19 protein-coding genes are annotated in these 24,365 nt (G+C 74.1%); 11 read left to right on the forward strand and 8 right to left on the reverse strand.

Going from position 1 to position 24,365, the window contains the following annotated elements; translation table 11 throughout:
* Positions 1-20: 20 nt before the first annotated feature.
* On the reverse strand, positions 21-4,787 hold the full coding sequence (locus ACZ5OX_RS32665) for a DEAD/DEAH box helicase (protein ID WP_465635055.1): 4,767 nt from the start codon (positions 4,785-4,787) through the stop codon (positions 21-23).
* A gap of 161 nt (positions 4,788-4,948) precedes the next feature.
* On the opposite strand from ACZ5OX_RS32665, the gene ACZ5OX_RS32670 reads away from it, so the two are divergent.
* From ACZ5OX_RS32670 to rny, 7 genes are all read left to right on the forward strand, one after another.
* On the forward strand, positions 4,949-6,484 hold the full coding sequence (locus tag ACZ5OX_RS32670) for a S8 family serine peptidase (protein ID WP_465635056.1): 1,536 nt from the start codon (positions 4,949-4,951) through the stop codon (positions 6,482-6,484).
* Between the two features lie 65 nt (positions 6,485-6,549).
* Positions 6,550-7,140: a GNAT family N-acetyltransferase gene (locus ACZ5OX_RS32675; RefSeq protein WP_465635058.1), complete on the forward strand. Its 591-nt coding sequence runs from the start codon at positions 6,550-6,552 to the stop codon at positions 7,138-7,140.
* A complete protein-coding gene (locus ACZ5OX_RS32680; RefSeq protein ID WP_465635060.1) occupies positions 7,137-7,331 on the forward strand; it encodes a DUF3046 domain-containing protein in 195 nt (64 codons plus the stop codon). Before ACZ5OX_RS32675 ends, ACZ5OX_RS32680 begins: the two co-directional genes overlap by 4 nt.
* 115 nt (positions 7,332-7,446) lie before the next feature.
* Positions 7,447-8,592 carry an AI-2E family transporter gene (locus tag ACZ5OX_RS32685; RefSeq protein WP_449809566.1) on the forward strand — a complete coding sequence of 382 codons (1,146 nt, stop codon included), beginning with the start codon at positions 7,447-7,449 and terminating at the stop codon, positions 8,590-8,592.
* 195 nt (positions 8,593-8,787) lie between these two features.
* Complete coding sequence (gene recA, locus ACZ5OX_RS32690; RefSeq protein ID WP_449791065.1) at positions 8,788-9,900, forward strand: recombinase RecA; 1,113 nt, start codon at positions 8,788-8,790, stop codon at positions 9,898-9,900.
* 4 nt (positions 9,901-9,904) lie between these two features.
* Positions 9,905-10,906, forward strand: a complete 1,002-nt coding sequence (recX, locus tag ACZ5OX_RS32695; RefSeq protein WP_465635063.1) for a recombination regulator RecX — start codon at positions 9,905-9,907, stop codon at positions 10,904-10,906.
* A 132-nt stretch (positions 10,907-11,038) separates the two neighbouring features.
* Positions 11,039-12,508, forward strand: a complete 1,470-nt coding sequence (gene rny, locus ACZ5OX_RS32700) for a ribonuclease Y (RefSeq protein WP_465635065.1) — start codon at positions 11,039-11,041, stop codon at positions 12,506-12,508.
* A 9-nt stretch (positions 12,509-12,517) separates the two neighbouring features.
* Here rny and ACZ5OX_RS32705 read toward each other — a convergent pair whose 3' ends face one another.
* From ACZ5OX_RS32705 to ACZ5OX_RS32725, 5 genes are all read right to left on the reverse strand, one after another.
* The gene (locus ACZ5OX_RS32705) at positions 12,518-14,245 is read right to left on the reverse strand and encodes an FAD-dependent monooxygenase (protein WP_465635067.1); all 1,728 of its coding nucleotides are present in this window, start codon (positions 14,243-14,245) and stop codon (positions 12,518-12,520) included.
* Positions 14,246-14,367: 122 nt separating this feature from the next.
* On the reverse strand, positions 14,368-15,216 hold the full coding sequence (locus ACZ5OX_RS32710; protein WP_465635069.1) for an amino acid ABC transporter permease: 849 nt from the start codon (positions 15,214-15,216) through the stop codon (positions 14,368-14,370).
* Positions 15,217-15,289: 73 nt separating this feature from the next.
* The gene (locus ACZ5OX_RS32715; protein ID WP_449791070.1) at positions 15,290-15,940 is read right to left on the reverse strand and encodes an amino acid ABC transporter permease; all 651 of its coding nucleotides are present in this window, start codon (positions 15,938-15,940) and stop codon (positions 15,290-15,292) included.
* 53 nt (positions 15,941-15,993) lie between these two features.
* Positions 15,994-16,899 (reverse strand): glutamate ABC transporter substrate-binding protein, encoded by a 906-nt coding sequence (locus ACZ5OX_RS32720; RefSeq protein ID WP_449791071.1) that lies wholly within the window; start codon positions 16,897-16,899, stop codon positions 15,994-15,996.
* 113 nt (positions 16,900-17,012) lie between these two features.
* On the reverse strand, positions 17,013-17,786 hold the full coding sequence (locus tag ACZ5OX_RS32725) for an amino acid ABC transporter ATP-binding protein (protein ID WP_402411541.1): 774 nt from the start codon (positions 17,784-17,786) through the stop codon (positions 17,013-17,015).
* A 392-nt stretch (positions 17,787-18,178) separates the two neighbouring features.
* Here ACZ5OX_RS32725 and ACZ5OX_RS32730 point away from each other — a divergent pair, with 392 nt between their 5' ends.
* Positions 18,179-18,937: a response regulator transcription factor gene (locus ACZ5OX_RS32730; RefSeq protein ID WP_465635072.1), complete on the forward strand. Its 759-nt coding sequence runs from the start codon at positions 18,179-18,181 to the stop codon at positions 18,935-18,937.
* Between the two features lie 6 nt (positions 18,938-18,943).
* Positions 18,944-20,365 (forward strand): sensor histidine kinase, encoded by a 1,422-nt coding sequence (locus tag ACZ5OX_RS32735; protein ID WP_465635074.1) that lies wholly within the window; start codon positions 18,944-18,946, stop codon positions 20,363-20,365.
* A 97-nt stretch (positions 20,366-20,462) separates the two neighbouring features.
* On the opposite strand, the gene ACZ5OX_RS32740 is transcribed toward ACZ5OX_RS32735, so the two are convergent.
* Positions 20,463-21,482: a TAXI family TRAP transporter solute-binding subunit gene (locus ACZ5OX_RS32740; RefSeq protein WP_465635076.1), complete on the reverse strand. Its 1,020-nt coding sequence runs from the start codon at positions 21,480-21,482 to the stop codon at positions 20,463-20,465.
* 95 nt (positions 21,483-21,577) lie between these two features.
* On the opposite strand from ACZ5OX_RS32740, the gene miaB reads away from it, so the two are divergent.
* Positions 21,578-23,116, forward strand: a complete 1,539-nt coding sequence (miaB, locus tag ACZ5OX_RS32745; RefSeq protein ID WP_465635077.1) for a tRNA (N6-isopentenyl adenosine(37)-C2)-methylthiotransferase MiaB — start codon at positions 21,578-21,580, stop codon at positions 23,114-23,116.
* A gap of 80 nt (positions 23,117-23,196) precedes the next feature.
* On the forward strand, positions 23,197-23,895 hold the full coding sequence (locus ACZ5OX_RS32750; protein WP_449809569.1) for a class III extradiol dioxygenase subunit B-like domain-containing protein: 699 nt from the start codon (positions 23,197-23,199) through the stop codon (positions 23,893-23,895).
* Between the two features lie 68 nt (positions 23,896-23,963).
* On the opposite strand, the gene ACZ5OX_RS32755 is transcribed toward ACZ5OX_RS32750, so the two are convergent.
* Complete coding sequence (locus tag ACZ5OX_RS32755) at positions 23,964-24,209, reverse strand: antitoxin (RefSeq protein WP_449791077.1); 246 nt, start codon at positions 24,207-24,209, stop codon at positions 23,964-23,966.
* Between the last annotated feature and the right edge of the window lie 156 nt (positions 24,210-24,365).

A 24,365-nucleotide genomic window follows, 5' to 3' on the forward strand; every position in this document is an offset into this window, starting at 1 on the left:
TGCCCCGGCGGTTCGTCGGTTCAGGGGCGCAGCCGCAGGCCGCGTGGGGTGGCGTGGAAGCCGGCCTCCTCCAGGGCGCGGCCGAGGGCCGAACCCAGGGCGGGCTCGCCGTTGGTCCGCTCGACCGTGACGCTGCCCAGGGCGCCCTCCCGGACGGCGGCCGCGAGCGCCCCGGCCGCCAACGCCCGGGTGGCCTCGTCCTCGGGCCAGGCCAGCAGGGACTTCCCGCCGCGCTCGACGTACAGCGCCAGCTCGCCGTCCACCAGGACCACCAGGGCGCCCGCCTTGCGGCCCGGGCGGTGGGCCGTGGACTCCCTGCCGCCGGGGGCGGTGGGCGGTTCGGGCCAGGGCAGGGCGGCGCCGTAGGCGTTGGCCGGATCGGCGGCGGCCAGCACCAGCGTCTGCGGCGGCTCGCCGGCCGGGGCGGCCGGCCACTCGGCGGCCCGGGCCCGCTCCAGCCGGCCGTTCACCGAGCGCAGCCGGTCGGCCGCGCCCTCCATGGCGAACTGGGCGCCGCCCAGGCCCTCGACGAAGTACCCCCGGCGGGCCCGGCCGCGCTCCTCCATCGCGGCGAGCACCCGGTAGACCCCGGCGAAGCCGCCGGGCACCCGTTCGGCCGCCACCGTGCCCCGGGTGAGCAGGCCGTGCCGGTCCAGCAGGTTCTGCGCCTGGGCGGTGGCCCGGACCGTCGGGTCGGCGGCGAAGGCGGGCAGCAGCGACCAGCGCCCGGCCACCGTCGGCGGGCCGCTGCGCAGGGCGCCGCCGACCCGGTCGAAGGCACGGCCGGCACCGCCGTAGCGGCCGCGCGGGGTGGACCGGGGCGCCCGGTGGGCGGTGGCGCCCGCCGTCCGGCCCGAACCCAGCAGGGCGCGCAGCGGGGCGAGGGTGTCATTGGTGACGTAGCCCGCCCAGACGAGGTCCCAGAGCGCCTCGACGACCTCCGGCTCGGAGGTCTCCTCCGGGAGCTGCTGGACGAGTTGGCGGAAGAACAGGCCGTAGCCGCCGGCCAGCGCGGACATCAGGGCGCTGTGCACCGGGGTGAGCGTGGGCGGCACGGGCTCGGGGCGCAGCAGGTGGGCGTTCTCGGCGAGGTGCAGGCTGAGCCAGCCGTCCTTGCCGGGCAGGGCGCCGGCCCCGCACCAGCCGACCTCGCCGGCCGCCATCAACTCGTCCAGCAGCCCGGGCGCGTAGTCGGTGAGCCGGGCCGGGAGGATCAGCTTCTCCAGCGCGGAGGCGGGCAGGGCGGTGCCCTGGAGCTGTTCGACCACGCGCAGCAGGCCGTCCGGGCCGCGCAGCCGGTGGCCGGCCAGGTGCTGCCACTGCGGCAGGAAGGCGGCCAGGGCGCGCGGCGGGACCGGTTCGACCTCCTGGCGCAGAGCGGCCAGCGAGCGGCGGCGCAGCCGGCGCAGCACCTCGGCGTCGCACCACTCGGGGGCGGTGTGCTCAAGAGGGGCAGCGCGAAGCGCTTCCGGCGACGGGTGGGCGGGGGGTGGGAGGTACCGGCCCTGGACCAAGCGGCCTGCGGCGGTCAGGCGGTGCAGGGTGCCGGTGACCACGGCGGTGCCGAGGCCGTAGCGGGCGGCGGCCTCGGCGGCGGTGAACGGGCCGTGGGTGCGGGCGTGGCGGGCGATCAGATCGCCCAGCGGGTCCTTGACCGGCTCGGTGAAGGCCTCCGGGACGCCGACCGGCAGCGGGGTGCCCAGCGCGTCGCGCAGCCGTCCGGCGTCCTCGATCGCGGCCCAGCGCTGCTCGCCGGCGATCCGGACCTGGATCACCCGGCGGGCCGCCTCCAGCTCCAGGGCCCAGAGCGGCTCGGCGCCGCGGAGGGTCAACTCGGCCTCGGAGAGCGGGCCGAGCAGGCGCAGGGCGTCGGCGACGCCCTCGGCGTCCCTGATCCGGCGCTCGGGGGTGAGGCGTTGGAGCTCGGCCTCCAGCTCGATGAGCACCTGGGGGTCGAGCAGTTCGCTCAGCTCGGCCTGGCCGAGGAGTTCGGACAGCAGCCGGGAGTCGAGCGAGAGGGCGGCGGCGCGGCGCTCGGCGAGCGGGGAGTCCCCCTCGTAGAGGAACTGGGCGACGTAGCCGAACAGCAGTGAGCGGGCGAAGGGCGAGGGCTCCGGGGTGGTGACCTCGACCAGGCGGACGGCGCGGGACTCCAGATCGCCCATCAGCTCGACCAGGCCGGGGACGTCGAAGACGTCCTGCAGGCACTCCCGGACGGCCTCCAGGACGATCGGGAACGAGCCGTACTCGGAGGCGACTTCGAGCAGCTGGGCGGCGCGCTGGCGCTGCTGCCAGAGCGGGGTGCGGCGGCCGGGGCTGCGGCGGGGGAGCAGCAGGGCGCGGCCGGCGCACTCCCGGAAGCGGGAGGCGAACAGGGCGGAGCCGCCGACCTGGTCGGTGACCAGCTGCTCGATCTCGCCGGGGTCGAACAGGGCGGCGTCGGCGCCGACCGGGGCCTCGTCCCGGCCCGACTCGTCCGAGGGGCCGCCGAACCGGCTCGACGGCTCCGCGGGGCCGGCGAAGTCGAAGTCGAGGGCCAGCAGGTCGGCGTCGGGCAGGCGGAGCACGATGCCGTCGTCGGCGTGCATGACCTGGGGGTCCAGGCCGTGCTTCTCGCGCAGCCGGGCACCGAGGGCGAGCGCCCAGGGGGCGTGCACCTGGGCGCCGAAGGGGGAGTGGATGACGATCCGCCAGTCGCCGAGCTCGTCCCGGAAGCGCTCGACCACGATGGTGCGGTCGTCCGGGAGGTGGCCGCAGGCGGCGCGCTGCTCGGCCAGGTAGTCCAGCAGGTTGGCGGCGGCCCAGTCGTCCAGGCCGGCCTGCTTGAGGCGCTCGGTGGCGGCCTCGGGCCGCAGGGTGCCCAGTTCGCGGGTGAAGGCGCCGAGGGCGCGGCCGAGTTCGAGCGGACGGCCGAGGGCGTCGCCCTTCCAGAACGGGAGCCGGCCGGGGACGCCGGGGGCGGGGGTGACCAGCACCTTGTCGTGGGTGATCTCCTCGATCCGCCAGGAGGTGGTGCCGAGGGTGAACACGTCGCCGACGCGGGACTCGTAGACCATCTCCTCGTCGAGTTCTCCGACGCGGCCGCCACCCTTCTTCGGGTCGGCCCCGGCGATGAAGACGCCGAACAGGCCGCGGTCGGGAATGGTGCCGCCGGAGGTGACGGCCAGGCGCTGGGCGCCGGGGCGGCCGGTCACCGTGCCGGCCACCCGGTCCCAGACCAGGCGGGGGCGCAACTCGGCGAAGGCGTCCGAGGGGTAGCGGCCCGCCAGCATGTCGAGCACGGCGTCGAAGGCGGACTGCGGGAGGGACGCGAAGGGGGCGGCCCGACGGACCACGGCGAGCAGGTCGTCCACCGGCCAGGCGTCCAGGGCCGTCATCGCGACCAACTGCTGGGCGAGCACGTCCAGCGGGTTGCGCGGGATGCGCAGCGCCTCGATCCGGCCGGCCCGCATCCGCTCGGTGACCACGGCGGACTGGACGAGGTCCCCCCGGTACTTGGGGAAGAAGACGCCGGTGGAGACGGCGCCGACCTGGTGGCCGGCCCGGCCGACGCGCTGCAGACCGGAGGCGACCGAGGGCGGGGACTCGACCTGGACGACCAGCTCGACGGCGCCCATGTCGATGCCCAGCTCCAGGCTGGAGGTGGCGACCACGGCGGGCAGCCGGCCGGCCTTCAACTCCTCCTCGACGAGCGACCGCTGCTCCTTGGAGACGGAGCCGTGGTGGGCCCGGGCGATGACCGGGGGCGCGCCCCTGGCCGCGCCCGAGCCGCCCATCAGCTCGGCCGGGGCGTGCGCCTCGGGGATCGCGGTGCCGGTGGCGCGCTCGTGGGCGATCTCGTTCAGCCGGTTGCACAGCCGCTCGGCCAGCCGGCGGGAGTTGGCGAACACGATGGTCGAGCGGTGCGACTCGACCAGGTCGACGATCCGCTCCTCGACGTGCGGCCAGATGGAGGCTTGTCGCTGCGGGTCGCCGCCGGCGGCGGTGCCGGGGCTGCCGTCGGCGGCCGGGGCGGCGGGCAGGTCGTCCAGGTCGGGGACCGGGACGACCACCGAGAGGTCGAACTCCTTGGCGGCGGCGGGCTGGACCACGGTGGCGCCGCGCCGGGGGCTGAGGAAGCGGGCCACCTCCTCGACCGGGTGGACCGTCGCGGACAGGCCGATCCGGCGGGCCGGGCGGTCCAGCAGTTCGTCCAGCCGCTCCAGGCTGAGGGCGAGGTGCGCGCCGCGCTTGGTGCCGGCGACGGCGTGCACCTCGTCCAGGATCACGGTGTCCACTCCGCGCAGGGCCTCCCGGGAGGCAGAGGTGAGCAGCAGGAACAGCGACTCGGGGGTGGTGATCAGGATGTCCGGCGGGTGGGTGGCGAAGCGGCGGCGGTCGGCGGCCGGGGTGTCGCCGGAGCGGATGGCGACCTGGACCTCGGGCTCGGGCAGGCCGAGCCGGACGGCGGCCTGGCGCAGGCCGGCCAGGGGGGCGCGCAGGTTCCGCTCGACGTCCACCGCGAGGGCCTTGAGCGGGGAGACGTAGAGGACCCGGCAGCGGCGCCTGGGCTCGGCGGGGGGAGGGGTGTTGCTGAGGCGGTCGAGGGCGGAGAGGAAGGCGGCCAGCGTCTTGCCGGAGCCGGTGGGGGCGACGACCAGGACGTCCGTCTCCCGCTGGATGGCCTGCCAGGCCTCGGCCTGGGCGCTGGTGGGGGCGGAGAAGGCACCGGTGAACCAGGCCCGGGTGGCCGGGGCGAAGCCGGCCAGGGGGTCGGGGGTGGACGAGGTCGGGTGCTGGGACGCCATGCCCCCATGGTGCCGGGTGGGACTGACATGCGGGGGTGCGGCGGGACGGGGGCCGAGAGGGGTGCAAGCCGGGGAGCGGAAGTGATGATCCGCTCATATGGTGAGGAATCGGATGCTTGATCCATCCGTGACCGACCGGACCGACGAGCGGAGACCGTGCGATGGTGCAGGCGCACTCGTCGGGCGGGACCGCCCGGCGCCGCCGGGTCCGCGGGCCCGCCCGGGCGCTGCTCGCGATGTTGCTCACCGCGCTCGTGGTGGGGGGCGCCGTTCCGTACGTGTCCGGTCCCGGGCGGGCGTACCTCAGCTACCTGGTGCTGGCCGAGGGCGAGGACGCCGCCGGTGCGGCCCGGGCCGGGGCGGAGAGCCGGGCGGCGGGCGGGCAGGTGGTCCAGGAGTACCCGCAGATCGGGGCCGTGCTGGTGTACGCGACCGGGCCGTTCGCCGACCGGGTGCGGGCCCGGCCCGGGATCGCCGCCGTCGGGGCGACCAGGACCGCGCCGGTGGTCGCGCCGCCGCGGGCGGTGGCGGGGGCGGGGGGCTTCACGGCGGCGACGGCCGCGGCGGCGCGCGCGGGCGCGGGGCCCGGCGGGAGACGGGGCGGCGACCGGGCGGACACGGGGACCCAGACGGTGCCCGATCCGGGGGAGGGGGACGCCTGGAACATCGCCATGGTCGGGGGCACCGCCGCCCGGACGGGGGACGCCTCGGCGCTGTCCGGCGGTGGGGTGCCGAGCCCCGACGCGCTGCGCAAGGTGCTGGTCGCGGTGCTGGACTCCGGGGTCGACGACACCCACCCGGACCTGCGCGCCGCCGTCGATCCGAAGGCCTCCGCCTCCTGCGCGGACGGCCGGCCCGACGGACGCACCGGCGCCTGGCGGCCCGAAGCCGGGGTGGTCGAGAGCGGCCACGGCACCCACGTCGCCGGGATCGTCGGGGCCGCCAGGGACGGCCACGGGGTCACCGGGGTCGCTCCGGGGGTGCGGATCGCCGCCGTCCGGCTGCTCGGGCCGCTCGGCCAGTACTACGCGGAGAACATCGTCTGCGGCATGCTCTGGGCCGCCGACCACGGGGCCAGGGCGATCAACAACAGCTACTTCGCCGACCCGTGGAAGTACAACTGCCCGGAGGAGCGGGACCAGGCCGCGCTGATCGCGGCCGTCGGGCGGGCCGCGGGGTACGCCCGGCGCAAGGGCGCGGTGGTGGTCGCCTCGGCGGGCAACGACGGGCAGGACCTCGGTGCCTCGCGGACCGACGACCGGAGCCCCAACGACCGGCTGTCGGGGCCGGCGCTCGTCCGCCACCTGGGCACCGAGTGCGTACGGCTGCCCGGCGAGCTGCCCGGGGTGGTGACCGTCACCGCGGTCAACCGGGACGGGCACCCGGCGGCGTACTCCAACTACGGGCGCGGGCGGGTCTCGCTGGCCGCCCCGGGCGGCGATCCGGACGGCGGGCCGCACGGGGCGATCGTCTCCGACTGGCCGGAGGGGCAGTACGCGGCGCTGGCGGGGACCTCGATGGCGGCCGCCCATGTGACCGGGGCGGTGGCGGTCGCGGCGGCGTCGCATCCGGAGCTGGGGGCGGACGAGCTGGCGGGGCTGTTGGCGAGGGGAGCGGTGGCGGGGTGTCCGGTGGCGGCTCCGGGGTGCGGGGAGCGGCAGTACTTCGGGGCGGGGCTGGTGGCGCTGCCCCGTTGACCGGGGGGCGGGCGCCGGCGGAAAAGCGGGTGACGGGGTGGTGGGACGGGGGTGAGGATCGGGGCATGGATGATTCGGGTGGGGCCGTGTTCCTGGCGACGGAGCGGTTGCTGTTGCGGCGCTTCACACCGGCGGACGTGGACCGGCTGGTGGAGTTGGACGGCGATCCGGAGGTCATGCGCTTCCTGACCGGGGGGAAGCCGAGCGCGCGGGAGTGGCTCGAGGAGGAGGTGCTGCCGCTGTTCCTGGAGCACTACCGGCGGTACGGCGATCTCGGGTGGTGGGCGGCCGAGGAGCGGGTCGGCGGGGCGTTCCTGGGGTGGTTCGAGTTCCGGCCGACGCGCGAGGGGGAGCGGGGCGAGGTCGAGCTCGGCTACCGGTTGCGGCGGGCCGCGTGGGGGCGCGGGTACGCGACGGAGGGCGCGCGGGCACTGGTCCGGCGCGGGTTCGCGGAGCTGGGGGTGGAGCGGGTGGTGGCGTACACGATGGCGGTGAACGCGGGCTCCCGGCGGGTGATGGAGAAGAGCGGGCTGTCGTTCGTCCGCACGTTCCACGAGGACTATCCGGAGATGATCCCGGGGAGCGAGCACGGTGAGGTCGAGTACGCGGTGACGGCCGAGGAGTGGCGGGCCCGGTCCGGGATACTTGGGGCATGAGGCTGACGGAGTTCTGGCGACGGATGCACGCGCACTTCGGGGAGGCGTACGCGGAGTCGTTCGCGACCGACCACGTGATGAGCGAACTGGGCGGGCGGACGGTGCGGCAGGCGCTGGAGGCGGGCTGGGAGGCCAAGGACGTCTGGCGGGTGGTCTGCGACACCCAGGGCGTCTCCGGGTCGCTGCGCTGAGTGCCGGCCTCCGGGCGGCATGGGACAGACTGTCCGGGTGACAATTAGCGCGGAACAGAAGAATTCGGACCGGGACACCGACGGCGCCCCGGCGGGTGGGGGACCGTGGGGCGGGATGCCGCGTTGGCTGCCGCGGGCGATGGTGCTGTTCCTGGTGCTGGTGGGGCTGTTCCAGCTCGCCGACTGGGCGTTCCGGCAGCTGATCGACCTGTTCGTGATGCTGCTGGTGTCGTTCTTCCTGTCGTTGGCGCTGGAGCCGGCCGTGGACCGGATGGCGGCGCGGGGGGTGCGCCGGGGCGTCGGGACCTTCCTGGTGTTCGTGGCGGTCGGGGTGGCGGTGGTGGGGTTCCTCGCCGCGCTCGGCACGCTGCTGGTCGACCAGGTGGCGAAGATCGCCGGGGACCTGCCGCACCTGGTCGACAGTCTGATCGGGTGGATCAACCGGACCTTCCATCAGGAGCTCTCGCTGGGTGAGCTGCAGAATCGATTGCTCAAGGACTCCGGGGCCATCGAGAGCTACGTCCAGCAGGCCGCCGACAACGTCTGGGGTGTCTCCTCCACCCTGATCGGCGGGCTCTTCCAGGCCTTCACGGTCGGGCTGTTCACCTTCTACTTCACCGCCGAGGGGCCGCGGGTGCGCCGGACGGTCTGTTCGATGCTGCCGCCCGCGAAGCAGGGCGAGGTGCTGCGCGCCTGGGAGATCGCGCTCGCCAAGACCGGCGGCTACCTGTACTCCCGGGCGCTGCTCGCGGTGGTGTCCTCCGCCGGGCACTGGGTGATGTTCGAACTGCTCGGCCTGCCGTACGCGGCGGCGCTGGCGGTCTGGGTGGGCGTCATGTCGCAGTTCGTGCCGACCATCGGGACCTATCTGGCCGGGGCGCTGCCGGTGCTGGTGGCGCTGACGGTGGATCCGGTGGACGCGCTCTGGGTGCTCGGCTTCGTGGTGGTCTACCAGCAGATCGAGAACTACCTGCTGCAGCCGCGGATCACCGCGCGGACGGTGGACGTGCACCCGGCGCTGGCCTTCGGCTCGGTGATCGCCGGGGCGGCACTGCTCGGCGCGGTGGGCGCGGTGATCGCGATCCCGGCGGCGGCGACGCTCCAGGGCTTCGTGGGGACGTACGTCCGACGGTACGAGGTGGCCACCGACCCGCGGATCGACCGGGGCGAGCAGCGCAGGGTCCGGCGGGAGCTGCGCCGGGAGGCGGCCCGGCGGCTGCGCCGGATGGTCGCCGGCGACGGGGCGAGGCGCGGGGAGTGATTCGGAGGCGCCGTCCCCGGGGTGTCCCGGGGGCGGCGTGGGCCGGACGTGCGACGCTTGAATCGAACAGATGTTCTTTGTACTCTCCGGCGTGGAGTTTTCCACAGGCCGGGTCCGATCGGGCTCGTTTGTCAGTGGGACGCGCTAGCGTCGAGGACGATGAAGCGCACAGCACAGAACCCGAGGGAAAAAGCCATGGCAGGTACGGACCGCGAGAAGGCCCTGGAGACCGCTCTCGCCCAGATCGAGCGGCAGTTCGGCAAGGGCTCGGTGATGCGCCTCGGCGAGAAGGCCAACGAGCCGGTCGAGGTGATCTCCACCGGGTCCACCGCCCTGGACGTCGCCCTCGGGGTCGGCGGCATCCCGCGCGGCCGAGTGATCGAGATCTACGGCCCCGAGTCCTCCGGTAAGACCACTCTGACCCTGCACCTGGCCGCCAACGCCCAGAAGGCCGGCGGCACGGTCGCGTTCGTCGACGCGGAGCACGCGCTCGACCCCGAGTACGCCAAGAAGCTCGGCGTGGACACCGACGCCCTGCTGGTCAGCCAGCCGGACACCGGTGAGCAGGCGCTGGAGATCACCGACATGCTGATCCGCTCCGGCGCGATCGACCTGGTGATCATCGACTCGGTCGCGGCGCTCGTCCCGCGCGCCGAGATCGAGGGCGAGATGGGCGACTCGCACGTCGGTCTGCAGGCCCGACTGATGAGCCAGGCACTGCGCAAGATCGCCGGTGCGCTGAACCAGTCGAACACCACCGCGATCTTCATCAACCAGCTGCGCGAGAAGATCGGCGTGATGTTCGGTTCGCCGGAGACCACGACCGGTGGCCGCGCGCTGAAGTTCTACGCCTCGGTCCGCCTCGACATCCGCCGGATCGAGACCCTGAAGGACGGCACCGAGGCGGTCGGCAACCGCACCCGCGTCAAGGTGGTCAAGAACAAGGTCGCCGCGCCGTTCAAGCAGGCCGAGTTCGACATCCTCTACGGCGTGGGCATCAGCCGCGAGGGCGGCCTGATCGACATGGGCGTGGAGCACGGCTTCATCCGCAAGTCGGGTGCCTGGTACACCTACGAGGGCGACCAGCTCGGCCAGGGCAAGGAGAACGCCCGCAACTTCCTGCGGGACAACCCGCAGCTCGCCGACGAGATCGAGCGGAAGATCAAGGGCAAGCTCGGCATCGGCCCGAAGGTGGAGGAGCCGGCCGAGGCCGGGGCCGAGGCCGCCGCCGACGGTGCCGCCAAGCCGATCACCGCGACCGCCACCAAGACGGCCGCGGCGAAGAAGACGGCGGCGGCCAAGGCCTGAGCCGTTGACGCAGCACGACAGGGTGGGCGGCGGCCCGGAGGACGACGACTACGGGCCGCCGGACTGGTTCGCCGCGGTCGCGGAGGAGCCGGAGCCGGTGGCCGAGGCGCCCTGGGGAGCGCGCCCCCGGCGCGGTCGGCGGTCCACCGCGCAGTGGGCATCCGGCCCCGAGCCCGAGCTCGACCGGGCTCCGACCCGGGCGGTGCGCGGCGCGGCGTCCGGGCCGGAGCCGGCGGAGGCGTCGGTCGAGGCGCTCGGCCTGGTCTCCGCCTCCGAGCTGCCCACCGGCCGTCGCCGACGGCGCTCGGCCCTCGCGGCCGAGGAAGCCGAAGCGGTCGGGGGGGCCGCTTCGACACCGACGGCCGTGGCGAGCGGCCGCGGCGGGGCCGAGGCGGCCGATCGCGAGGGTGCGGCCGCCTCGGCCTCCCGTCGTGGCGGGCGCCGGGGCCGTGGCGCCACCGGGCGCGCCGGGGATGAGGACGCCGGCCGTGCCTCCCGGAAGCAGGCCGAGGAGTCGGCCGATCCGGAGAGCCGCGCCCGGGACATCTGCCTGCGGCTGCTGACCGGCGCCGCCAAGACCCGCAAGCAGCTCGCCGATGCCCTGCGCAAGCGGGAGATCCCGGAGGAGGTCGCCGACGAGGTGCTCACCCGGCTCGAAGAGGTCGGGCTGATCGACGACGCGGCCTTCGCCGCGGCCTGGGTGGAGTCCCGGCACGCCGTCCGGGGCCTGTCCCGGCGGGCACTGGCCCAGGAGCTGCGCACCAAGGGCGTCGCCGCCGACCTGGTCGAGCAGGCCGTCGCCCAGCTCGACCACGACGACGAGACGGACGCGGCCAGGGCGCTGGTCGAGCGCAAGCTGCGGTCCACCCGGGGGCTGGACCCGCAGGTGCGCACCCGGCGGCTGGTGGGGATGCTGGCCCGCCGCGGTTACTCCGAGGGGCTGGCGTTCCGGGTGGTGCGCGGCGCGCTGGAGGAGGAGCAGGGTGAACCGTCGGGTCGGGAGTAGTGGCAGTTCTGTAGGTGTCTTGGAGTGAAACAGGTCAACTCTTGACCGTTTCGTGACCCCCACCTAGCCTCGCCTTCAGCGCCAGGGGGGCCTGTGGACGGCACCCGTGCGGCGACGGGGGAGTGGGCGGCAATGGGGATCTCGGCGGGCACCGGCTCGAGTGGCTCGCTGGTGTCGATCGCCGGATCGGCCGCGCTGCTCCTGCTGGCGCTCGCGGTGGCCGCCGGGCTGGCGGTCAGACGGCTCCGGGCGGCCCGGAGCGGCGCGCTGGCCGAGGCCGAGCGGGCCCGCCGGTGGGCCGAGGAGCAGACCGCCGGGCAGCGGGCCGAACTCGCCCGCCGCGAGGAGGACCTGGCCGAGGAACTGCGCAGGCTGCGCCGCCGGGAGGACGAACTGGCGGAGCGGTCGGCCGAGTTGGAGCGCTCCCGGGGCGAGGCCGAGGCGCTGGTCACCCGCCGGGTGAGGGCGCTGGAACGGGCCGCAGGGCTCTCCGCCGAGCAGGCCCGCGCCGAACTCCTGCGGGAGGCCACGGAATCGGCCCGGCGGGAGGCCGCCGTCACCGTCCGGGAGATCGAGCGCGAGGCCAGGGAGGAGGGCGAGCGCCGGGCCCGGGACATCGTCGCCGGGGCGGTCCAGCGGCTGGCGACGGAGCAGACCGCGGAGAGCGTCGTCACCGTCCTGCGGCTGCCGAACGAGGACATCAAGGGCCGGATCATCGGCCGCGAGGGCCGCAACATCCGTGCCTTCGAGGCGGTCACCGGCGTGAACCTGATCGTCGACGACACCCCCGCGTCGGTGCAGCTGTCCTGCTTCGACCCGGTCCGCCGGGAGACCGCCCGGCTCACCCTGGAGCAGCTGGTCGAGGACGGCCGGATCCACCCGAGCAGGATCGAGCACCTGCACGAGCGCAGCCGCGAGGAGGTCGGACAGCGCTGCGTCCGGGCCGGCGAGGACGCCCTGCTGGAGGCCAGGATCGGCGGGATGCACCCCGAACTCGTCCGCACCCTGGGCTCGTTGCGCTACCGGGCGTCGTACGGGCAGAACGTGCTCGGGCATCTGCTGGAGTCCGCGCACCTGGCCGGGATGATGGCCGCCGAACTCGGGGTGGACCCGGAGCCGGTGCGGCGCGCGGCGCTGCTGCACGACATCGGCAAGGCGCTCACCCACGAGTCCGAGGGCAGCCACGCCGCGATCGGCGCGGAGCTCGCCCGGCGGTACGACGAGTCCCCCGAGGTCGTGCACGCGATCGCCGCCCACCACAACGAGGTCGACCCGCGCACCGTGACGGCCGTGCTGACCCAGGCCGCGGACGGCTGCTCGGGCGGCCGGCCGGGCGCGCGCAAGGAGTCGCTGGAGCTGTACGTCCGGCGGCTGGCGCGGCTGGAGGAGATCGCGCGCTCGCACGAGGGCGTCGCCGAGGTGTACGCGATGCAGGCCGGTCGGGAGGTGCGGGTGATGGTCCGTCCGGACGCGGTGGACGACCTCGGCGCGGAACTGATCGCCCGGGAGGTCGCCCGCCAGGTCTCCACCGAGCTGACCTACCCGGGCCGGATCCGGGTGACGGTGGTCCGCGAGAGCCGGGCCACGGCGGTGGCGGGCTAGGCGGCCTTCCTAGGAGACGCCCTGGCTCGGGGAGTCCACCTGCCGGGCCGCGGGCCGGTCGGACGGGTCGGGGGCCGGAGTGAGGGTGGCCGGGCCGCCGCGGGCGCGGTCGGCGAGGGCGAGGAGCTCCTCGGCGACGGCACCCTGGGTGACGCCGACCAGGTGGCCGTCCGGGCGGATCAGCAGGACGGTGTGCGGGCCGGCGCCCGGGTAGTCCTCGGTGACCAGCACCTCGGCGGGGACGGGCAGCGCGGCGGCGACCTCGGCGAGGCGGGGCATCAGGCCGGCGCCGAGCCAGTGCTCGGAGGACCAGACGGCGGTGCCGGGGGCGACCAGCAGCAGCAGGAAGGCGGTGCCGAGCCGGGCGTGCAGGTGGTCGGGGGTGCCGTCGTCGGCGAGCACCGGCAGGTCCGGGACGAGCACGCCGGGGGCGGTGGCGGGCAGCAGCTCGCTGAGCGAGGTGGTGCCGCGCGTGCCGCGCTGCGCCGGGACCCGGCCGGGGACGCCGGAGGGCGCCGCCGGGTAGGCGGGCGCGCCGCCGAACCGGCCGGTGCCGAGCTGGCCGTCGGCGAGCAGCGGGGCGTGCTTGCGGAAGCCGCCGACCAGCAGTGAGCGCCGGGTCTGCTGCCAGCCGCGCAGCGGGCGCAGCAGCGGCATGGACTGGTCGACCGCGCGCAGTCGGGCGCCGACCGCCCCGCGCCGCTCGGCCTCGTAGCCGTCCAGCAGGGCGCCGCCGGGCTGCGGGCCGCCGGAGTGGAGGTGCCAGGCGAGGGCGAGCCGCCAGGCGAGGTTGTCGGCGTCGCGCAGCCCGTCCACGAGGTTCTGCATGCCGAGGGCGCCGTGCAGGTGGGCGGCGTCGCCGGCCAGGAAGCAGCGGCCGACCCGGAAGCGGGCGGCGAGCCGCTGTTGGGCGGTGTGGTCGGCGGCGGCCAGCAGCTCGAAGCGGGGCAGTTCGCCGCACCAGCCGGTGAGGGTGGAGGTGACCCGGTTGAGCAGGGTGTCGCCGGTGACGATGCCGGGCCAGGTGGCGTGCGGGTCCACCGTCTCAGTGGCGGCGGGGCGGCCGGGGGGCAGCCGCCAGTCGAGCCGCCAGACGCCGTCCGGCAGCGGGCGGGCGGAGGCCTCGCGGTCGCCGCGCCACGGGGGCTCGCGGTGCAGCCGGGCGCCGTCGAAGGGCAGGTCGACCCGGACGGTGGCGATGGCGTTGCGGTCGACCGCCGGGCGGCCGGGGAAACGGATCTTCAGGAGCTTGCGGACGCTGGATCTCGCGCCGTCGCAGCCGACCAGGTGGCTGCCGCGCCACCAGGTCGTGGAGCCGTCCTGGGTGCCCGTGGTGCGGATGCTGACGCCGTCCCGGTCCTGTTCGAGTTCGACGACCCGGTTGAGCGGGACCAGCCGGATCAGCGGGGTGCCGGTCAGGGCGTCGCGCAGCCCGCGCTGGAGGCGGTGCTGGGGCAGGTGGAAGGTGGGCGAGTCGGTGAGGTCGATCCGCAGCATCTCCTGGCGGCGGCGCCAGACGGCGAAGGAGTCCCACAGCGCGGAGTCCGAGACGGCCCGCGAGTAGCCGATCCGGGTCAGGAAGGCGGCGGTGTCGGCGCCGAGCACGAGGCTGCGGGGGCCTTCGGGGCAGAGTCCGGAGCCCTCGTCCAGGACGATGGCGGGCACCTCGTGCCGGGCCAGGGCGAGGGCCAGGGCCAGACCGACCGGTCCGGCCCCGACCACGATCACCGGGTCCATGAGGGAACCTCCGGGCACGAACCGGCCGATCGGCCGGCGTCAGTTACCGCTGCCGCATATGCCGTGTGGATGCTCCCGGGAGGTGTCACGAAGAGCAATGCAACAGTTCACCTGCGTGTCCGTCAAGCAGAAGCCGAAGTGCGCCGGTTCGCGCCGCGACGGCCGCGTGCTTCGATCCAGCGTGCGAGCGCGGTCAACAGCAGGCACATCGCGATGTAGATCGGGCCGATCACGAGCACCACGGGGATGTAGGGGAAGCCCGCGGCGTTGATCGGCTGGCTGGCGAGGGCCTTTCCGACGAACAGCAGCTCGTGGTAGGTGATGATGAAGCCGAGCGAGGTGTCCTTCAGGGTGACGACCAGCTGGCCGATCATCGAGGGCAGCATCGAGCGGACGGCCTGCGGCACCAGGATCGACGTCATCACCTGCGTCTTGCGCATGCCGAGCCCGTACGCCGCCTCGCCCTGGCCGCGCGGGACGGCGTTGACGCCGCTGCGGATGATCTCGGCCTGGACCGCCCCGTTGTAGAGGGTGAGGCCGAGCACCAGCGCCCACATCGGCTGCTGGGCGAAGAAGGCGTAGTAGAGCCCGACGATCAGGATCAGCAGCGGCATCGCCCGGAAGAACTGGGTGAAGGCCGTGCAGACCCAGCGGACCGGCCGGTGGTCGGAGAGCTGACCGGCCGCCAGCAGGGCGCCCAGGGTGAGCGAGAACGCCGCGGCCAGCCCGAAGGCCTCCAGGGTGGACAGCAGGCCGTCCACGATCTGCTGCTGGACGTAGGTGTACTGGAAGGCGTCCCAGAGACCGGGGTCGAACTGGCCGTTGTCGTTCAGCGCGCTGAAGACGTACCAGAGGAGTCCCGCGATGGCGAGCACCGAGAGGACGCCGAGCGCGCGGTTGCGGGTGCGGGCCTTCGGGCCGGGGGCGTCGTAGAGGACGCTGGCGGAAGCCTGGCGCTGGAAGATGCTCATGCGCCCACCTCGCTGCGCTCGGCAGGGGCGTGCGCCCGTGCGCGCCGTTCGATCGTTCGCTCGCTGCGCTCGCTCATCGGGCCACCGCCAGTCGGGATTCCAGGAAGCGGAAGAACGTGGCGACCGTCGCGCTGATCAGCAGGTAGGCGCAGGCCACCCAGAAGAAGATGGCGAAGATCGAGTAGCCGCGCTCGGAGAAGGTCTGCTGGGCGCTGTACAGCTCGGGGACGCTGAACGCGCCGGCGATCGCCGAGTTCCTCGGCAGGGCGATGAACACGCTGCTCATCGGGCCCAGGACGGTCCGGGCGGCCTGCGGCAGGACGACCAGGGTGAGGGTCTGGCCGAAGCCCATGCCGAGGCTGCGGGCGGCCTCCGCCTGGCCGAGCGGCACGGTGTTGATGCCGGAGCGGATCACCTCGCAGACGAACGAGGCGGTGTACGCGCCGAGCGCCAGCACCGCGAACGCCAGGTGGCTGAAGTGCACGCCCAGCGGCGGCAGCCCGAAGGTGACGGCGAAGAACAGCAGGGTCAGCGGGGTGTTGCGGAAGAGCGTCACCCAGGTGGTGCCGAAGGCGCGCAGGACCGGCACCGGGGAGACCCGGAAGGCCGCCAGCAGGGTGCCCAGCAGCAGGGCGAGCAGCGCGCTGAGCGCGCTCACCTCGATCGTCTGTAGGAAGCCGTCGCGGAACAACGCGAAGTTGTCGTCCTCGAACAGGAACCCCATCCGGCGGCCCTCCTCTCAACTCATGGTCGGGAAACCGACGTACGGCGGGCGGATCAGTAGCGCTCGAGGGCGGGGACCTCGGGCGCCGGGGAGCCGGAGGCGCCCAGGGTGGCGTCGTAGGCCTTCTTCCAGTCGCCGTTGTCCTCGTGGGCCTTGAGGGCGTCGCTGATCGCGTCGCGCAGGGCCTTGTCGTCCTTGTTGAGGCCGACGCCGTAGTTCTCCTTGGTGAACGGCTTGCCGACCACCTTGAGCTTGGGGGCGTACTTGGAGGCGTAGCCCTTGAGGATCGCGTCGTCGGTGGTGACCGCGTCGACCTCGCCGGACATCAGCTTCTCGACGCAGGCCGAGTAGGTGTCGAACTGGGTGACCTTCGGGTTGTACTGCTGGATGTTCTTGATCGAGGTCGAGCCGGTGGCGGTGCAGACGTTCTTGCCGCCGGTGCTCTCCGGGCCGGTGATCGAGGTGTTGTCGGCCTTCACCAGCAGGTCCTGGCCGGCGATGTAGTACGGGCCGGCGAAGGAGACGCTCTTCTTGCGCTCGTCGTTGATGCTGTAGGTGCCGACGTAGAAGTCGATCTGGCCCTTGGCGATGGCCGGCTCGCGCTGCGAGGAGACCAGGGTCTGCCACTTGATCTGCTGCGGGGTGAAGCCGAGGTCGGCGGCGATCATCTTGGCGATCTCGATGTCGAAGCCGCTGCGGTCGCCGCTGGCCACGTCCTCCCAGCCGAGGTTCGGCTGGTCGGCCTTGGCGCCGATGATCAGCTGGCCGCGCTTCTTGGCCTCGGCGAGGACCGCGGAGTCGACCTTGACGTCGGTCTTGACGGTGTAGCTCGGCAGCGCCGGGGCGGCGGCGCCGCTGCTCGCGGCGGTGGCGCCGGGCTTGCCGTCCTTGCCGCAGGCGGCGGTGGCGGTGAGCGCGACGGCACAGAGCGCGACGGCGAGGGTGCGGGAAGTCCTCATGAGGTTCTCCTGGGGGTGGGCCGCGGTGTCAACCGGGCTCTGGCGTCTGGAAGGCGGGCACGGGGCAGGGCCTCCGGCGCCGATGCCGGAGGCGCCCCGCTGGTCTCGAAGCGTCAGTGGTGGAGGATCTTCGAGAGGAAGTCCTTGGCGCGGTCGGAGCGCGGCGCGGTGAAGAAGGCGTCCGGGGTGTTCTGCTCGACGATCCTGCCGTCGGCCATGAACAGCACGCGGTTGGCGGCGGAGCGGGCGAAGCCCATCTCGTGGGTGACCACGACCATCGTCATGCCGTCCGCGGCCAGCTGGCGCATGACCTCCAGCACCTCGTTGACCATCTCCGGGTCCAGCGCCGAGGTGGGCTCGTCGAAGAGCATCACCTTGGGCTTCATCGCCAGTGCCCGGGCGATCGCCACGCGCTGCTGCTGGCCGCCGGAGAGCTGGGCCGGGTACTTGTCCGCCTGCGCGCCGACGCCGACCCGCTGCAGCAGCTCCCGGGCGGTCTTCTCGGCCTGCGGGCGGGGCACCTTGCGCACCTTCACCTGGCCGATGACCACGTTCTCCAGCACGGTCTTGTGCGCGAACAGGTTGAAGCTCTGGAACACCATGCCGACCTCGGCGCGCAGCCGGGCCAGTTCCCTGCCCTCGTCCGGCAGCGGGCGGCCGTCGATGGTGATCGTGCCGGAGTCGATCGTCTCCAGCCGGTTGATCGTCCGGCAGAGCGTCGACTTGCCCGAGCCGGACGGGCCGATCAGCACGACCACCTCGCCCTGGCCGATCCGCAGGTCGATGTCCTGCAGCACGTGCAGCGCGCCGTAGTGCTTGTTGACGTTGCTCAGCACGACCAGTGGGGCGGCTGCGGGGGTGGAGTCCTCGACCGGGCTCTCGGTCATCGCGCCTGCTCCCTCTGTCGTCGAATCACGCCTGCCCGAGAAGTCTCAACTCCCTTGGGAGGCAATGGTGGTACGAAATCCGGGGGCCGCGGCCGGCGGAGCCGCAGCCCCCGGTGGGCCGACCTTAGGAGCCACGGCCGCGCGCCGTCAGCCGATCTGAGCGGAACTTGAGGATCACGAAACGGCCACACGGCGCCCACCTGCTGTTCGTGCGGACGCCGACGGGGCATGTCACAGCGGGAATCCGTTCCGGTGCTCCCCGTTCCGCACGTGCCCGGTGCGCGGTCGAGCCTGGCGTCGGGCCGTTCACTGGCCCATACTGCGCAGGACCGGGACCTGAACGATCGGCCCGGTGATCACGGGTGATCACGTGGGGGAAGGAGGAGAACAGGATGCGACTGCTGCTCGTCGAGGACGACGAACGCGTGGCCGCCGCGCTGGTCGCGGTGCTGGGCCGGCACGGCTTCCAGGTCCGGCACGCCCGCAGCGGGCACGAGGCGCTGGACGCCCTGGTGCCGGACGGCAACGAGCCGTACCGCGTGGTGCTGCTCGACCTCGGGCTGCCCGACCGCGACGGCTTCGAGGTGTGCAGCCGGATCAGGGCGGGCAGCGGCGTTCCGGTGATCATGGTCACCGCCCGCGCCGACGTCCGCTCCCGGATCCACGGCCTCAACCTGGGCGCCGACGACTACGTCACCAAGCCGTACGACATGGGCGAACTGCTCGCCCGCATCCACGCCGTGGCCCGCCGCGGCGCCGCCCCCGCCGCGGTGCCTGCGCCCACGACCGACACCGTGCCCCAGCAGCGCGGCCCGCTGGAGTCCCGCGGCATCCGGATCGACCGGGAGCGCAGGCGGGTCAGCGTGGACGGCCGCGACGTGCCGCTCACCCGCAAGGAGTTCGACCTGCTCGCGCTGCTCGCCCAGAGCCCGGGCGTGGTCTACCGGCGCGAGCAGATCTTCAGCGAGGTCTGGCGCAGCGGCTGGGAGGGCAACGGGCGCACCCTGGAGGTGCACATCGGCTCGCTGCGCAACAAGCTGGCGCTGCCAGGCCTGGTCGAGGCCGTGCGCGGGGTCGGCTACCGGCTGATCCCCGACCGTCCGACGGCCCCCGCGCCCGAACCCGCCTCGCCCGCACCCGCGGAGCACTGACCGCACGTGCGCACCCGCCTGCTCGGCATCCTGATCGCCCTCATGCTCTGCGTCCTGGCCGCCCTGGGGCTGCCGCTCGCGGCGGCGGTCGCGGCGGCCGAGCAGACCAAGGTGGTCGTCGACCGGCTCGACGACGCGGCCCGCCTCGCCCAGGACCTGCCCACCTCCGGCGCCGCCGACTCCGCCCGCAAGGGCGACCCGGAACCCGCCCCGGGCGACCTCAGCCGCAAGCGCGCCATCGAGGCCGAGGTCCGCCGCTACCACGACCTGTACGGCGTGCGCCTGGGCATCTTCCAGCGCGACGGCCAGCCGATCGCCGCCGCCCCGAAGGACTGGCGGGTGCCCGTCGGCGGCTGGGGCGCCCAGGCCTTCCAGGAGGCGCTGGACGGGCGGCGCAGCCACAACCCGCCGCAGGTCTGGCCCTGGACGCCGGACCGGACGGTCACCGTCGCCGCCCCGGTGGTGCGCGACGGCGACGTGGTCGCGGTGGTGCTGAGCGAGTCCCCGACCGAGGCGCTGCGCACCCGGGTGCTGCACCAGTGGCTGGTGATCGGCGGCGGCGAGGCCGCCGCGATGATCGTCGCCGTGCTGCTCGCCGTCCGGCTCACCGAGTGGGTGCTGCGCCCGGTGCGCACCCTGGACCGGGCCACCCACGACATCGCCACCGGCCGGATGGCCGCCCGGGTCGCCCCCGGCGGCGGACCGCCCGAACTCCAGCGGCTGGCCCGCTCGTTCAACGAGATGGCGGACCACGTGGTGCTCGCCATGGACCAGCAGAAGGCCTTCGTCGCGGACGCCTCGCACCAGCTGCGCAACCCGCTGTCGGCGCTGCTGCTGCGGGTCGAGCTGCTCGGCCTGGAACTGCCCGAGGGCCACGAGGAGGAGCTCAGCGGCGTACGGGAGGAGGGCGCCCGGCTGGCCCGGGTGCTGGACGACCTGCTCGGACTGGCCACCGCCGAGCACGCCCGCCCCGAACCGGAGCGCACCGACCTCGCCGAGCTCACCCTGGCCCGGGTGGACGCCTGGCGGCCGACGGCGGAGCAGTGCGGGATCGGGCTGCGCTGGGAGGGCCCGGCGCGGGCGATCGGGATGGCCGACCCGATCGGCTTCGGCTCGGCCCTGGACGCCGTGCTGGACAACGCGCTCAAGTTCAGCCCGGCCGGCAGCGAGGTGCGGCTGCGGGTCGCGGTTCGCCGGGACGAGGTCGCGGTGACCGTCACCGACGCCGGGCCCGGCCTCACCGAGGACGAGCTGTCCCGGGCCGGGGACCGGTTCTGGCGCAGCCCGCGGCACCAGAACGTGGACGGGTCGGGGCTCGGGCTGTCCATCGCCCGCACCCTGCTGGCGGCCGGCGGCGGCTCGCTCGGCTTCGCGCCGGTCACGCCGACCGGGCTGGCGGTGACGCTGGCGGTGCCGCGGCCGGAGTAGCCGCGGCCGGAGCGGTGCGGGCCGGAGCGGTGCGGGCCGGAGGGGGCCGAAGCCGCCGCGGCCGGAGAGGTGCGGGCCGGAGCCGTGTGGGCGGCCCCTACGGCTTCACCGAGCGGTAGTAGCGCGCCGCGCCGGTGTGCAGCGGCAGCGGGTCGGTGTAGACGGCGGTGCGCAGGTCGACCAGCTGGGCGGCGTGCACCTGGGCGCCGATCTGGTCCCGGCTGTCGATCACCGCGCGGGTCACGCCCTCGACCAGACCCGGGTCCGCGTCGTCCCGGGTGATCAGCAGGTTGGGCACGGCCACCGTGGCGACGGCGTCCTTGGGCTCGGCGTTCGGGTAGGTGCCCTTGGGCATGGTGGCCGCCCGGTAGGCGTCGGTGCCGCCGCCCTCGGCGTTGTGCAGGGCCTCGGAGAGGTCGCTCAGCGGCACGAGCCGGATCGGGAAGCGGTCGGAGAGGTCGGTGAGCGCGCTGGTGGGCAGGCCGCCGGACCAGAAGAAGGCGTCCAGCCTGCCCGCGCGCAGGTCGTCGGCGGCCTCGCCGATCCCCTTCGGCACCGGGACGATGTCGTGGTCCGGGTCCAGTCCCGCGGTGGCCAGCAGCCGCTTGGTCACCAGGTTCACCCCGGACTGCGGCAGGCCGACGCCGACCCGCAGGCCCTTGAGGTCGGCGGTGCGGCGCACCGGCGAGGAGGCCGGGACGATCAGCTGCAGGTAGTCGTCGTACAGCCGGGCGATCGCCCGCAGCTTCTCCTTGCCGGGGCGCTGGTAGTCGGCGACCGCGTCGGCGGTGGCTATCGCGAAGGTGTCCCGGCCGTCGATCACCCGGGTGAGGTTGTCCACCGAGCCCTCGGAGTTGTCCAGCGCCAGCCGTACGCCCGGCATCGCCCGGGAGACGTGCGCCTGGAGCAGCTGCCCGTACCGGTCGTAGACGCCGCGCTGCACCCCGGTGGCGAAGCGGACCTCGCCGCGCGGGTACCCGGGCGAGCGGCCCGCCGACAGCCACCAGCCGCCGAACCCGGCGACCAGCAGTACCAGCACCAGCACCGTCCGCCACAACGGGCTGCGGGCCGCGGCGCGGACGGCGGCGCCGAGACGGGACGGGGTGGAGTGGGCCATGCAGGGATACTGCCAGGCGCTCCGGCCGAACGGGAGTGGAACGGGGGGTGGAAGCTCCGGGAAAAGCGCTTCGCCGCTGCCCGTACCCTGGTCTGGTGAGCGGTGAGAGCGGATTGAAGAGCTACAAGGTCGTCACGCACGGCTGTCAGATGAACGTCCACGACTCCGAGCGGCTGTCCGGCCTGCTGGAGGACGCGGGCTACGTCAAGGCCGGGCCCGAGGGCGACCCGGACCTGGTGGTGTTCAACACCTGCGCGGTGCGCGAGAACGCCGACAACAAGCTGTACGGCAACCTCGGCCAGCTCGCGCCGGTCAAGACCCGCCACAAGGGCATGCAGATCGCCGTCGGCGGCTGCCTGGCGCAGAAGGACCGCGAGACCATCGTCAAGCGCGCCCCCTGGGTCGACGTGGTCTTCGGCACCCACAACATCGGCCACCTGCCGGCGCTGCTGGAGCGGGCCGCGGTCGAGCGCAGGGCCCAGGTCGAGATCCTGGAGTCGCTGGAGACCTTCCCCTCCACGCTGCCGACCCGCCGCGAGTCCGCGTACGCCGCCTGGGTCGCCATCTCGGTCGGCTGCAACAACACCTGCACCTTCTGCATCGTCCCCGCGCTGCGCGGCAAGGAGGAGGACCGCCGCCCCGGCGACGTCCTCGCCGAGATCGAGGCGCTGGTGGACGAGGGCGTCATCGAGGTGACCCTGCTCGGCCAGAACGTCAACGCGTACGGCTCCGACCTGGGCGACCGCGAGGCCTTCTCCAAGCTGCTGCGCGCCGCCGGCCAGATCGAGGGCCTGGAGCGGATCCGCTTCACCTCGCCGCACCCGCGCGACTTCACCGACGACGTGATCGCCGCGATGGCCGAGACCCCGAACGTGATGCACCAGCTGCACATGCCGCTGCAGTCGGGATCGGACCGCGTCCTCAAGGCGATGCGCCGCTCCTACCGGCAGGAGCGCTTCCTCGGGATCATCCGCAAGGTCCGCGAGGCGATGCCGGACGCGGCGATCTCCACCGACATCATCGTGGGCTTCCCCGGCGAGACCGAGGAGGACTTCGAGGAGACGATGCACGTCGTCCGCGAGGCCCGCTTCACCAACGCCTTCACCTTCCAGTACTCCAAGCGCCCCGGCACCCCCGCCGCGGAGATGGAGGACCAGGTGCCGAAGGAGGTCGTGCAGGCCCGCTACGACCGGCTGATCGCCCTCCAGGAGGAGATCTCCTGGGAGGAGAACAAGAAGCAGGTCGGACGCACCCTGGAGATCCTGGTCGCCGAGGGCGAGGGCAAGAAGGACGACCAGACCCGGCGGCTCTCCGGGCGCGCGCCCGACAACCGGCTGGTGCACTTCAACCCGAGTCTTCGAGGGTTGAACGACGAGCACAGCGCGAAGCCGGAGGAGCCGGTGCGTCCCGGCGACATGGTGACCGTCGAGATCACCTACGCCGCCCCGCACCACCTGCTCGCCGAGGGCCCGGCACTCGCGGTGCGCCGCACCCGGGCCGGCGACGCCTGGGAGAAGCGCCAGACCGCGGCCGCCGCCAAGCCGGCCGGCGTGATGCTGGGCCTGCCGAAGATCGGCGCCCCGGCCGAGCTGCCGCTCGCCGCGCCGGCGGGCGGGGCCTGCTGCGGCGACTGACGCCACGGTCCGTACGGCGGCCCGGCCGGAGCTCCCCAGCTCCGGCCGGGCCGTTCGGCTTCCCGGCTAGAGTGATCCGCATGCTGGTAGCCGCCGCCGTGTGTCCCTGTCCGCCGCTGCTCGTCCCCGAGGTCGCCGCCGGGGCCGCGCCCGAGCTGGACGGCCTGCGCGCGGCCTGCGACGAGGCGCTGGCCGCGCTGGTCGAGGCCGCCCCGCAGCTGGTCGTGGTGGTCGGCACCGGGCCGGCGGCCGAGGTGTGGACCGAGGGCGGGGCCGGCTCCTTCCACCGCTACGGCGTGCCGCTGGTCGCCAAGCTGCCCGGCGAGCGGGTCGAGGGGCCGGAGCTGGCGCCCTCGCTGACCGTCGGCGCCTGGCTCCTGGAGCGCGCCGGGGTGAGCCTGCCGACGCACGCCTGCGCGGTGCCCGCGGACGCCCCCGCCGACCGGATGCTCGGCCTCGGCCAGGGCCTGGCCGGCCTCGCCGACCGGGTCGCCCTGCTGGTGCTCGGCGACGGCAGCGCCTGCCGTTCGGTGAAGGCGCCCGGCTACCTGGACGAGCGGGCCGAGGACTTCGACACCGCCCTGGCCGCCGCCCTGGGCACGGCCGACCTGCCCGCCCTGGCCGCCCTGGACCCCGGCCTGGCCGCCGAACTCAAGGCCGACGGCCGGGCGCCCTGGCAGGTGCTGGCCGGCGCCGCGGAGGGCGCCGGCCTCACCGGGCGGCTGGGCTACCAGGACGCGCCGTACGGGGTCGGGTACTTCGTGGCGTCCTGGTCCTAGCCGACCGGGACGGGGGCAGGCCGCGAGGCGGGAACGGCCGGGTCGGGACTGTCGGTCAGGACTGCCGGTCAGGACTGCGGGGGCTGCTCCGCGCCGCCCGGCTTCGGCTTGTGGGCGAAGTCGCCGACCGCGCCCTTGGCCTTGTCCGCGCCGTGCTCGATCTTGTCGCTGTACTTGCCCTTGGTCGCCTTGTCGATCGCGCCGCCGGCCTTGTCCACGGCCTTCTCGATCTGGTCGCTGTGCTTGCCCGCGAACTCGCTGGCCTTGTCCTTGAGTTCCTCGGCCTTGCCCTTGAGGTTGTCCATCAGGCCCATGGCGTCTCCTTCGTCCGCTGTTTCCCGGAGAACGTCCGGGCCCGGCAAAGCGTTCGCAAAACCGGCTCAACCGGGGAAACGGCCGGAAAATGTCCGGGAAACAGTCATATCGTCGCGCAGCCGCAGGCGGGTGGCAGCCCGGTCTCCGGTCACCCG

This window comes from Kitasatospora sp. NPDC032121 (assembly GCF_055580145.1).